The sequence below is a fragment of the Pseudoalteromonas sp. P1-9 genome (assembly GCF_001399975.1).
GTDB lineage: Bacteria > Pseudomonadota > Gammaproteobacteria > Enterobacterales > Alteromonadaceae > Pseudoalteromonas.
Genome location: NZ_LKBD01000005.1, coordinates 72,193 through 84,715, shown reverse-complemented (window position 1 = coordinate 84,715; position 12,523 = coordinate 72,193). Strand labels below are relative to the sequence as shown.

The 12,523-nt window shown below is 40.4% G+C and carries 8 protein-coding genes; 6 read left to right on the top strand and 2 right to left on the bottom strand.

What is annotated here, in order from left to right:
• Nucleotides 1-40: 40 nt before the first annotated feature.
• Entirely contained in the window at nt 41-856 is an 816-nt protein-coding gene (locus AN214_RS05160; RefSeq protein ID WP_235576710.1) for an SDR family oxidoreductase, read from the top strand.
• Nucleotides 857-1,046: 190 nt separating this feature from the next.
• Nucleotides 1,047-1,439 carry a DUF4019 domain-containing protein gene (locus AN214_RS05155; RefSeq protein ID WP_054978719.1) on the top strand — a complete coding sequence of 131 codons (393 nt, stop codon included), beginning with the start codon at nt 1,047-1,049 and terminating at the stop codon, nt 1,437-1,439.
• A 67-nt stretch (nt 1,440-1,506) separates the two neighbouring features.
• On the opposite strand, the gene AN214_RS05150 is transcribed toward AN214_RS05155, so the two are convergent.
• Together AN214_RS05150 and AN214_RS05145 are read right to left on the bottom strand one after the other, a co-directional pair.
• A complete protein-coding gene (locus AN214_RS05150; RefSeq protein WP_054978718.1) occupies nt 1,507-4,863 on the bottom strand; it encodes a methyl-accepting chemotaxis protein in 3,357 nt (1,118 codons plus the stop codon).
• Nucleotides 4,864-5,084: 221 nt separating this feature from the next.
• On the bottom strand, nt 5,085-6,323 hold the full coding sequence (locus tag AN214_RS05145) for a DEAD/DEAH box helicase (protein ID WP_054978717.1): 1,239 nt from the start codon (nt 6,321-6,323) through the stop codon (nt 5,085-5,087).
• 202 nt (nt 6,324-6,525) lie between these two features.
• Here AN214_RS05145 and AN214_RS05140 point away from each other — a divergent pair, with 202 nt between their 5' ends.
• The 4 genes from AN214_RS05140 to AN214_RS05125 all read left to right on the top strand — a co-directional run bounded on the left by AN214_RS05140 (nt 6,526) and on the right by AN214_RS05125 (nt 12,162).
• Nucleotides 6,526-7,062, top strand: a complete 537-nt coding sequence (locus tag AN214_RS05140; RefSeq protein ID WP_054978716.1) for a hypothetical protein — start codon at nt 6,526-6,528, stop codon at nt 7,060-7,062.
• A 14-nt stretch (nt 7,063-7,076) separates the two neighbouring features.
• Nucleotides 7,077-8,150 (top strand): MBL fold metallo-hydrolase, encoded by a 1,074-nt coding sequence (locus tag AN214_RS05135; RefSeq protein WP_054978715.1) that lies wholly within the window; start codon nt 7,077-7,079, stop codon nt 8,148-8,150.
• 67 nt (nt 8,151-8,217) lie between these two features.
• Nucleotides 8,218-9,918 (top strand): diguanylate cyclase, encoded by a 1,701-nt coding sequence (locus tag AN214_RS05130; RefSeq protein ID WP_054978714.1) that lies wholly within the window; start codon nt 8,218-8,220, stop codon nt 9,916-9,918.
• A gap of 147 nt (nt 9,919-10,065) precedes the next feature.
• On the top strand, nt 10,066-12,162 hold the full coding sequence (locus AN214_RS05125; RefSeq protein ID WP_054978713.1) for a M13 family metallopeptidase: 2,097 nt from the start codon (nt 10,066-10,068) through the stop codon (nt 12,160-12,162).
• The last annotated feature ends 361 nt before the right edge of the window (nt 12,163-12,523 follow it).

Genomic DNA, 12,523 nt, shown 5'->3' with positions numbered 1-12,523 from the left:
AAAACAATCTTGCACTAATGTACCTTGAATGGCTGACGAAATGAATAACTATAAAAATAAAACCGTTTTAATAACAGGTGCTTCGAAAGGTGTTGGCGCTGAAACTGCAAAGCAATTTGCCAAACTTGGCGCTAACGTTGCGCTGGTCGCTAGAAACAAAGCGCCACTTGAAGCACTTGCAGCTGAAATCAATCAATACGGTCATGCCGCAGTATTTCCCTGTGATATTGGCGAGATACAAAGCCTTGAAACCTTAGTAACTAACGTAGTCGACACCTTTGGCGCAATTGATGTACTTGTAAATAACGCGGGGCTACACCATCGTGGCGACTTTGAAAAACTAGCGCCAGCTCAGGTTTCAAATATGGTAAATGTAAATTTGAATGCGCCGCTGACACTTACCCACCTTTGTTTAAATCAGCTTAAACAATCAAATAGTGGTGCTGTAATTATGGTAGGTTCGTTAGCGGGACGCGCGCCATTACAAGGTGCCGCGGTTTATTCAGCAACAAAAGCTGCACTAAGGGCATTTAGTTATGCACTTCACGATGAACTTAAGCCTCACCAGGTTAAAGTGGCGGTAGTATCACCAGGTCCAATTGATACTGGCTTTATAATGGATGAGATCGATCACGTTGAAGACATTGTATATTCACAGCCAATGAGCAGCGCATTGGAGGTTGCAAATGAGATTATCGCATTATCGATAAACGACAATGAAGAAAGCGCTATGCCATGGTTTAGCGGCAAGCTAACCACCCTTGCCTATCTATTTCCCAAATTGCGACGTGCCCTGCGTCCCTACCTTTATAAAAAGGGCGCAAAAGCAAAGTTAAAATACAAAAACCAACGCTAACTATCAAAAGGTGAATCGTCGCTTATTTGGTGTTTTACCTCAAATAACTCACAAAAATGAACCATTGCGATTCTTGCAATTAGCGTATCAAACTTAATACTCGTATTTGGTTTAAATACTGCGGTGACACTACTTATTATGTCAATATTTTGATAACGTGATGACAGTTTTAAGAAAAAGGTATTTCACAATGAAACGATTATTTATCCTTCTTTGTTTTATCGCATTCAGTGCCGTTGCTAACGATAAAGCCTATGAACAAAGTGCAAACAATTGGCTTGAACTGATTGATAGCGGCAATTACCAAGCATCTTGGCAAGACACCAGTGACCGCTTTAAAAATCAAGTAAGTGAAGCACAGTGGCAACTTGCTCTTGAACAAGTACGCACGCCATTAGGTAAAGTAATACAACGAAGTCCGCTTGATAGTACCCGTCATACGAGTCTGCCAGGCATGCCGGATGGCACGTATCAAGTAATGCAATTTAGTACGCAATATGAAAATAAACGTGAAAGTATTGAAACTTTGTCTATGACACTGATTGATGGAAAGTGGCAAGCAATCGGTTACTTTATTAAATAAGTCACTTACAAACTGCATTTTCTAATCACGCTTAGCTAACACATTCAATGGATAGCAAACTATGTTGCTATCCAATTTTAAAGAAGTTCACTTCATCAACCATACGTTTGGTTTCTTCATTCAGCACGGCTGCAGAGCTGGCAATTTGTTCCACCATTGCGGCGTTTTGCTGCGTACTTTCTTCAATATTCGTGACAGCAATATTTATTTCGTTAAAGCTTGCTGTTTGTCGTTTATTTGCCTCGGCAATCTCTTCCATTTTTTCGTTAGCATTGTTAATAGAATTTGCGATACCAACAAGCGCTTCACTTGATTGTTCAACATGTAGGTTACCATGTGACACTTGCTCAACACTCGATGTGATTAAAGACTTTATTTCGTTTGCTGACTGGGCGCTGCGCTGTGCGAGGCTCCTTACTTCGCTCGCTACCACACTAAAACCGCGACCGTGCTCGCCTGCTCGTGCAGCTTCTACAGCGGCATTCAATGCGAGTAAGTTAGTTTGAAACGCAATTTCATCAATAACGCCAATAATGTTTTTAATACGATCGCTTGATGCGCTCACTTGTTGCATCGTTTCTTTCGCCTCAAGCGCAATAACCTGCCCGTTTTGCGCACTAGTTTGCATCGTTAGCATAAGTTTCTCAGTATCCAGTAAGTTAGATTGCGCTACTTTTGCTGACTCATGTACTCGTTGTACGCTCACACTCGTTTCTTCTACCGCGCTTGCTTGGGATTCTGTGCGGCGTCTCAAATCTTCATTTGCATGCGCAATTTCATGAACACTATTTGACACAGACTGCGCTAGATTAAGTAAATTTGATAACAGCGAGTTCAACTTACCAACTGAGGTATTCGCATTATCTTTCAAACGTTTAAATTGACCATCATAGTGTGTTGTAACACTCGCCCTTAGATCTCCTGCAACCAAACTTTCAAATAGTTGGCCTAAGTCGTTCAGTACTCGACTAACAACCGATATGATTTCATTTACGCCATCACTCAGCTGTAAAAAGCAACCTTGTTTATTGGCGCTATCAATGCGTTTATCTAGATTACCTACTTGTAACGCACCGATAACATCTTGAACTTCTACTTCAATAACTTGGCTTAGCTGCTCAAGTGATTTATTTATATTCGTTTTTAGGGTGTTGAATTCACCGGTATAATCACCATTTACATGTATATGTAGATTGCCATTCGCTAGCGCATTCGCAACCGAGTTGAGCTCACTGATAACATTTTGATTAAGCGCTACTAAGTTGTTTAACGATTCACTCAACGACAAGAAAAATCCTGATTTATCTTCAGTATTAATACGCGTGGTCAATTCGCCCGATAAACAACTTTGCACTATTTCAGTAATTTCATTCTCAATGATGTGATTAAGTGTAGAAATGGTTTTATTGGCATTAAGTTGTAAGCGTGCGTACGCACCTTCGTATTCCCCGTCTATTGTTACTGCCAAATTGCCCTGAGACAAATTTGCAAAAACATTATCGACTTCATCTATCACATTGCGGTTAATCTGTTGTAATTTATTAATGCTTTGCGTGAGGGTTAAGAAACCGCCTTGTTTATTTTTCTCATTAATAGAGACGTCTAACTCGCCTAAAGTTGCACAATCCACCAGCTGTTGGATATCTTTTTCAATAATTTGCTGTAGCGTATCGCGACAGTTGATAGCCGAATCCAGTAAAACCGCAAACTCCCCTTGTAGTTGATGAGTATATTGATTGCTTAGATTGCCACACGCTAAATCGTTAACAACGTTTGATATTGCACTAAACGACCGATTGCAGGTATTAACCGTGCTATTTACATCGTCTTTTAGTTGCCCTAGCTGCCCTTGTAAATTCTCGCTAATGGAATTTGAAAAGTCGCCCTGTTTTACCGCCGACATCACTTTTCGTATTTCCCCAACACCTATACCTACCTGTTTGCTTGCTGTTTCAATTTGCGACACCACTTTTGCCAAGTCGCCGTTGTATTTGCCACTGTAATTAATTTGGTTGTATCGGCCATTAGCCAAGGCATTACTCATATCGCCTATCTCACTAAAAGCATTGCTCAAATTTTCAAGTAACGCATTAACATTTTTAGCGGTATTACCAATTTCGTCTCGCTGATTAATCGCAATTCGTAAACTGTAATCGTTGTCTTGTTGTATTTGCTGAATGGTTTGTTGAATTATGTTCAGCGCTTTTTTAAATGAGTTCGCAATCACAAAACCAATAATCAAACTGACCAGTAAAAATGCAAGCGCTGTATAAAACGCATTTTGTAATGTCTGCTCTGTGCTATTTAAATTTTGTTTTGCGCTATTTGCTATTTCAGTTGCCAACGACTTAATAAGCTCATTAACCAATTTTATTTCGTCCGTAGCTCTAACAAACCAGGTTTTTGCATCAACATGTGGCAATATAACGGCAGTAGCAAGTCGCTTACCAATGGCGCTTTTTTGTTTACCTGTAATGTTACGCTCAGCCTTTATGTCGCTCACATCATTTCGAAGCGCCGAATACACGTCCGCGGATAGATACGGCTTCATATTCAATACAATAGCATTCAAATCATCCATCGATTGCGCGCTCAAAGCGTCTTGACTAAGTAGCAGCAATAAAGATTTTTTATCGTTCCTAATTGCAACATTATTGATAAATATGGCAGTCATTGCTTTTACGTTTATCACTTGAGGGTCAGTTTTTAGCGCCTCAAAACGCTGCAAATACTTGTTATTGGAATAATGGGTAAATTGCTTTTCACGCTTTCGTATTTCGGCTATAAAGCGACTTACTGCCTGTGCGCGCTGCGGCGTGTAATCACCTTTTGCAAATACCCCATTTAAGGCGCCACGCACTTGTCCTAAATGCTCTTTTAGCCAAATTAACTGAATTGACGATTTAAATTTAGCTGACAGCTCTGGGTCAGTAATATAAACCGATAGCTTTTCAGTGAGCGTAATTGCATGTGCATTAATCGTTGAGTAAAAATCAAAAAAGCCAGAGTCAGGTGAAAGTGCATCCACATTAGTTCTTATTTCGGTACGTTTAGAAAACAGCTGTTGTAGTTGCTGCAACACATCCAAGGAGTGCTTGTTCAGTGATAAGGATTGTATTTTATCGATATTCAATAAGAGTGCATCTGCTGCACTATCGGCATTTTTACGTTGCGACTGCAATGCTTGTTTACCTTGAGTGCCACCGGAGCCCAAGTACCCAGCGCTTAACCCACGCTCTACTGCAAAGTTATGCGCCACATTGTTAAGTAATTGGGTTAACTCAATGACCTCATTTATGTGAGTTTGCGCCGCAACTTGTACTTCACTGCTTTTGTTTAACTGGTAAATTAAAAACCCGCTAAGCACACTTGGTATAAGCAAAATAAGAAAGAGCTTAAGAACAATCGGTAGGTTTTTTAGCATTGTGTGCCTCCCTAAATTTGGCAAGCAAAGCGATTAAATGATACGACTCCTCTTTCACAATAGTTTAATTTCAGCAAAACAAAATTTATTAATACAAATAAATTAGTTATCTATTCGCAACCGATAACTAAGGGTAATTAAAAAAGCGCGTAAAACGCGCCTTTAGATAAATTACTGTCGTTATTAACGACCAATTACATTAGAAACAAACAAGTGCACAGTTAATTTTTTTTACGGCGACGATTACTACGTTGACCTAAAATACGCTTTTTATCTCGCTGTTTGCGAGATTTTGCGGTATTTTTTCTATTGTCTTTTGGCTCTCGGGTTAAATCCGGTTCAAACCCCGTTAACCATTGTGGGGTTAAACGTTCATCCAGTAATACTTCAATTTCTTCCAATAACCAATTTTCGTCTAGGCTAACCAATGAAATTGCAGTTCCTGCTTTCCCTGCACGTCCGGTTCTGCCAATACGGTGTACGTAATCCTCCGCGATATACGGCAACTCAGCATTAATCACATAATCCAAACTCGGAATATCGATTCCACGCGCCGCGACATCGGTTGCCACTAAAACACGTAACTCGCCGGCGCGAAACTGCTCAAGCGCTTTATTTCGCGCCCCTTGAGATTTGTCACCATGAATCGCCTTTGTTGGTAAGCCGTCTTTATTAAGTTCTTTCGCAAGTTCATCGGCATAATGTTTGGTACGCGTAAAAACCAATACTTGGTGCCAGTTGTTTTTACCTATGGTGTAAGCGATTAACTCGCGCTTTCGTTCATCGTCAACAGCATAAAATAATTGCTCAACTTTGGTTGCCGCCGTGTTGGGCGCATCTACCCCGATGCGTTTTGGTTCATTTAGCCATTGCGATACATTATTGAGTACTTGCTCATCAACCGTGGCTGAAAACAGCAAGGTTTGTCGCGTTAAAGGTACATGACGCATAATGCGCTTTATTTCACCCATAAAACCCATATCCAGCATGCGATCGGCTTCATCGAATACTAAATACGCTAAATCTGACAGCGAAAGCGTGCCTTTAATCAAATGATCGAGCAAACGGCCTGGCGTTGCTACAACAATTTGCGCGCCTTGTTTAAGTTGTTTTTCTTGTGGGCCAATATTTGCGCCACCATACAAGCACGCCACACTTAACCCACAGTTTTCGCTGTACTGAGTACTCGCTTTTGCAACTTGTTGCGCAAGCTCTCGTGTTGGCACTAAGATTAAGGCACTTACCGTATTGGATATCGACTGACGAGATAACAGCTTATCGATAATGGGTAACATAAACGCTGCGGTTTTACCGGTTCCTGTTTGCGCGTGCGCAATGATATCGTGGCCGGCCATAATTTCTGGAATAGCCAATGATTGAATAGGTGTTGCCGTGTGATAATCCAATCGCGTTAAGGTTTCGGATAAGTGAGAATTTAGGTTAAATGCTGAAAATGACATGACGTTACAAGTGAAAAACACATGTGTAAAATTATACCATTAATCGTTGTGAAAAAGGCTAACCCACTAGCCTATTTGCCTAAAATCTAACAAAAAAATAAACATACACATATCACCTGAAATTTAAGCTACTGATTTTCAATAACTTTCGTTTTGGCTTAATTATTGCCATAGTTAATAAAAACACCAAACGAGAATTCCTATGATAAAAAATAAATTTCTATGGTGCGTTACTGCGTTGGTAGCATTGTTACAAGCTGCTGTTTTATGCTGGCATTACTTCAATCCTGAGATTGTATTTATTGGTGTATTGGATGCGCCTTACCTACTTGATGTGCCATCTTGGTTTTCACTGGTTGTCATGCCTATCTTTTCATTGTGTTGTTTACTTTTAATGCGAAAACGCCTTCAAAGCACGACCATTAATCGTGGTAAAGCAACCACCTACGCACTAATTGGATTTGTATTTTCATTCAACTACGGTGCTACGCTTGCTGGCAGCTACTATTGGGCAATGGAGTTATACACCGCAACTTTAATTATTGGCATCGCAGTAATTGCCTGTGTCGTAAAATCATATCGTGCAGAATGTGTTTTTGGTTTTGCTTTAAGCCTTAGTTTTGTAATTGGTGCACTTCAAGCCATATTATTTACGTTAGCGACTGCCACAGTATGCTGGCTGCTTTACAGATGCCGTAAACTGCCATTACACTTCACCCAAGATAATTCATTTACATAATTATAAAAATATTAATGAATCCAAGGTATAAGTTGGCGCTCTACGCTACGATTTCGCTGCTTGTTGGTTGCGCATCAAATAGCATAACAACAAATAACCTAAACGCAGAAGGTGCTAGCCTAAAGCAAGGTCGCTATATTAATCGTTACCCCGGTAATAAAACATATCCCTACAGCTGTGAAGAAAATTGCTACCCCCCTACTGACAATATCGACTGCGAAAGTGATATGGAGCAATGCCAATACATTGGTAAAAACCCAAAACTAACAACACACTCAGGCTATAAAATTCATTGGCTTGGTCATACAAGCTTTGAAGTTACAACACCATCAGGCAAACGATTTTTGTTTGATCCGGTATTTGGTGAATTTGATTGGCCAGTGAATTTGGCGTTTCAGATGGCAAATGGCTTTGAGCGTCAATCGCCCAAAAGCAAAGTGCAAAACCTAAGCGATATCGATGCGGTGTTGTATTCCCACTTACATTATGATCATTTTAATAAGCACGATATTGCGTTAATTGGTAATAAACCTAAATATTTAGTGCCGCTAAACTTTGCCAATCACTTTGACGACAACCACTACACCATTCACGAAATGGATTGGTTTACAACGCATCTCGTTGGGCAAACCAAAGCCGACTTTGTGCGAGCCCATCATTTTAATAGTCGAATTTGGGTGCCATTTTTATACAACGACGATAATCAGGCGCTTTGGGGCGGTTGGGTATTAGAAGAAAACGGCAACACTTTATTTTTTGCCGGCGACACAGGTTATTCAGATCATTTTAAAGATATTCAGCGTCAATATGGTGATATTGATGTATGTTTACTACCAATCGCCTCTTATTTTCACCAAGAGCACGAGGCTTGGTATCGCTATGTACATACACGACCTGAGGACGCTGTAGCGGCGGCAAACGACCTTAACTGCAAAGTGACCATACCTTGGAGTTATGGCAATGCCAGCTGGCAAATGGGCGACCACAGCTCTCACTCCGCTCTTTTTAGGCTGTTACACACTTTAAAAATCATTGAAACAGACAGTCAATTTTACATTATGAATGAAGGCGAAAGGTTGTCTTTGTAACACTCACTGCTGTAATAAAGTGTGTTAGTTTTATGGTTTTTTTAAGGCTATAAATACCAAAAAAAAGATGCCTTTAGCTGCCATGTTGGTATTTTTACTACTATTTTTAAGTTTTTCAGCAAATGCCCAAATTACAGTAAACCAAGATCCAATTGCATTAACGCAATTTGATACACACTTTTATATTGATGGATCTCGTACGCAAAGTATCGCTGATATACAAAATGTGCCGTTTTCCAGAGCGACCAACCGCCTTACGTTTGGTACAAATGCAAAAACAACTTGGGTTCGATTTGCTTTGCACAACTCCTCGGCTTCAGAAAAACAACTTTTTTTGCATGTGCCAGAGGCTTACCACACCCAGCAGTTAACCCTTTATCTAATTAGAGATAGCAACACACAAATACGCCATTCTATTGACCTAGAAAACAATCAAGCCCATGAAATGTTATATGGTGGAACCGCAGTGTTTCCTTTAATACTTTCACCTAATGAGCGGTATCAGGTTTACTTTAAAAGTGATGTATTCTCACACCAATGGTTTACGCTTGCGCTATACGATGAAACCCAATCAAAACATGCTCTTGTGAGCGAAAATCATGATATTGCCATCATGGTTGGCATGCTGTTGGCGCTGATGTTTTACAACGTCATACTGTTTTTATCATCACGTAAAACAGAAAACATTTTCTATGCGCTGTATTTAGTCTCGGGTACAACGTGGATTGCCCTTTCCTATGGTTTTTTAGCAACCTTATTTGGCATTTATGGCAAAGCCATGATGCATCTGCACCTTTCGCTACTTACCATGCCAAGCTTTCTGATCCTATTTATGGTCAGTATTTTTGAAACCAAACGCCTTTACCCGACTGAGCACAAAGCACTTATGTTTGTATTACTGCTACTGGTATCTGATTTAGTGTTTGGTGTATTTGATATTATTACAGCATTAAAACCAGCAAGCACATTAGCCGCAATAATGATTGTGGTGACGTTAAGTGTCTCTCTTTCTATTTTAAAAAAAGGAAACCCGTTGGCAAAATACTTCTTATTTGGTCACGGTTTGTTTTTTACCTTTAACCTATTAGCCATCGGCTATTACAAAGGTCTATTACCAAACACCTATGTAACAAGTCACGGTGTCGGCATTGGCATTATGCTCGAGTCCTTTGTGTTAGCGTTTATTATTTCGTACCGGATTAGAGTGTTAGAGCGTATTGAAAAACAACAAGCTGCGCTGCAGGTGCAGGCTAACACCGACCCGCTAACACAACTTTACAATCGACGTTACTTTGACCAAGCGACCGAAGCAGTATTAGCTGACGCTACACAAAACTATCCTGTTAGTATTGCCATCGCTGACATTGATTTTTTTAAGAAGTTTAACGATAAATACGGACACCAAGTCGGTGATGAAGTGCTTGTGGTCTTTGCCGATATATTGCAAAAATTCACGCCCGATAATGCCATCGTCGCACGACTTGGGGGTGAAGAATTTATCATTGCCCTGCCAAATCATAGCGAAAAGCAAGCATTTGACTTAATTAATAAGGTACGGATGCAAATCGAAAACACCACCATTAGCTCGTATACCCATGATGCCTTATCAATAACGGCAAGCTTTGGTGTGTGTGAAATTGAGTCGTTACTTAAACCAAGCATTATTAATGCTGACAAAGCTCTTTACCGAGCAAAAGAAAATGGACGAAACCTAGTGATGCCTTTTAGCACGCTAAACGAACCTAGATTATCTTTGCAAACACAATAACTTAAGCAGTATAAACATATTTATTTACAAAACAGCGCGTTGTTAAACGTGTTCTATTTGCTATCTTGACGTATTTTCGTTAAAAACAAGCTAAGTTTTGCAATTTTTAACGCAAAATAGAAATATTTAACGCTAAGGGAAATCTTAATGAAAAAATCAATTCTTGCGGTTGCACTTGCAACTGCGTTTCTTGGTGGTTGTGGCGACCAGCAAGCTGATACCGCTAAAGTAGAAAAAGAACAACAAGCGAAAGCACCTGTAGCCACAGAAACAGCTGCGCAAACTAAAGCAGAGCTTGGCAGCTTTGGCGTCGATCTTACAGCACGCAATTTAGACGTAAAACCAGGTGACGACTTTTTTATGTACGCAAGTGGCACATGGTATGACAACTATGTAATGCCAGCGGATAAAACGCGCTTTGGTGCATTTACTGCACTTGCTGAACGCAGTGAAAAACAAGTTAAAGAAATCATCGATGATATTACAAGTCGTAAAGACTTAAACGCAGAAGAGCAAATGATTGCTGATTTCTACAATGCGTATATGGATGTTGAAACAATCAACAAAAAAGGCATTACGCCAATCCAAGGTTTACTTGATGAAATTGGTTCAGTTAAAAACACGGATGACTTAACGCGTATCTTTGGTAATGCATGGCTAACAAGTGTGTCATCACCGATTGGCGGTGGTATGTGGTTTAATCGTTTAGACCCAAATCAATATGAAATGTCGATGGGCGCTGGCGGTTTAGGTTTACCAGATCGTTCATATTACCTTGAAGACAGCGAGCGTTTTGCTAAGACACGTGACGCATACGTTGCGCACATTGCAAGTGCACTTAAATTTGCCGGCGTTGATAATACCAACGAGCGCGCAAAAGCAATTTTAGCGCTTGAAACTAAAATCGCTGAAGGTCATTGGCCACGTGAAAAACGTCGTAATCGCGATTTAACACTAAACCAAATTAAGCGCACTGACCTTGCAAAAGAATATCCTGGTTTTAACTGGGATCTGTATTTTGAGCAAACAGGTTATAAAGTGCCGCAGCTAAATATGGCTCAGCCAGAACCAATCAAAGCCATGATTACTCTGATTAATGGTGAAGAAATTAACGTTTGGAAAGATTACCTAACGTTTCATGCGATCCGTGGTAATGCAAGCCTACTTTCTGAAGAAATCTATGCAAATAATTTCGAATTCTTCGGTAAAGAGTTAAGTGGTCAACAAGAACCGCGTCCACGTTGGAAGCGTGCAATTGGTGCAATGTCAGGCACTGAATCAATGGGCTTTGCAATTGGTAAAGTATACGTAAAACGTTACTTCCCAGAGTCATCAAAAGCGCAAATGGCTGAGCTTGTAGAAAACCTTCGCACTGCACTTGGTGAGCGTATCGATGGTTTAGACTGGATGGGCGCCGAAACTAAGGTTAACGCAAAAGCGAAACTTGCTGCGTTTAACCCTAAAATTGGTTACCCAGATGTATGGCAAGAGTTCGACGGCCTGAAAATCGCTAAAGATGATTTAATGGGCAATGTGCGTAACACGCGTCAATTCTTCCGTGCAGAAAGTGCAGCAAAAGAGCTTGAAAAAACAGATCGTAATCGTTGGGGCATGACACCACAGCGCGTAAACGCATACTACAACAGCTCGTTTAATGAGATTGTATTCCCAGCAGCTATCTTACAGCCGCCATTCTTTGATCCAAACGCGGACGCAGCAGTTAACTATGGTGCGATTGGCGCGGTAATTGGTCACGAAATGGGTCACGGTTTTGATGATCAGGGTTCGAAATCTGATGCTAATGGTATTCAACGTAACTGGTGGACTGATTCAGACCGTTCTGCCTTTGAAGCAAAAGCAGACAAATTAGCTGATCAATACAGCAAGTACGAACCAATTCCAGATAACTTTGTAAACGGTCGTAACAGCTTAGGTGAAAACATCGGTGATGTGGGCGGCCTTGCAATGGCTTATCACGCGTATAAATTAAGCCTTAACGGTAAAGAAGCCGAAGTAATTGATGGCTTAACAGGCGATCAGCGTTTCTTCTTAGCATGGGCACAAGTGTGGAAAGAAAAACGCACAGAGCAAAGCATGCTTAACCAATTACGCGCCGGTACTCACGCACCAGGTCGTTTCCGTGCGCTTGCGCCACGTAACCATGATGCATGGTACAAAGCGTTTGACGTAAAAGAAGGTGATGCTCTTTACCTTAAACCAGAAGAGCGTGTTCGCATCTGGTAATCAAAAAAGAACGTATAAGAGCCCGGTTTAAACCGGGCTTTTTTTAACACCACATGTTAATTTAAAAACGGCTGGATACTGTTATTTATCTTTATTCTATACCGCCTTTATTACCATTATTTTTGTATATAGCGTAATCACTTAGCATTAAGCGTTCATCAACTTAGCGTGACTGTCATAAATCACACATTCTTTTGATCTATTTCCGCTATTTGTCAATATTTTAGCCACTTAGACCTCTGTACTATGCAACTTGTTAAATATTTGTGCTAATGTTCGCGCGCTTTTTAACAAACGCTGCAATTTTAATACAAGGCTTCACTCATGAATAACAAGCTGTTTTTGTGTCTACTGTTATTCA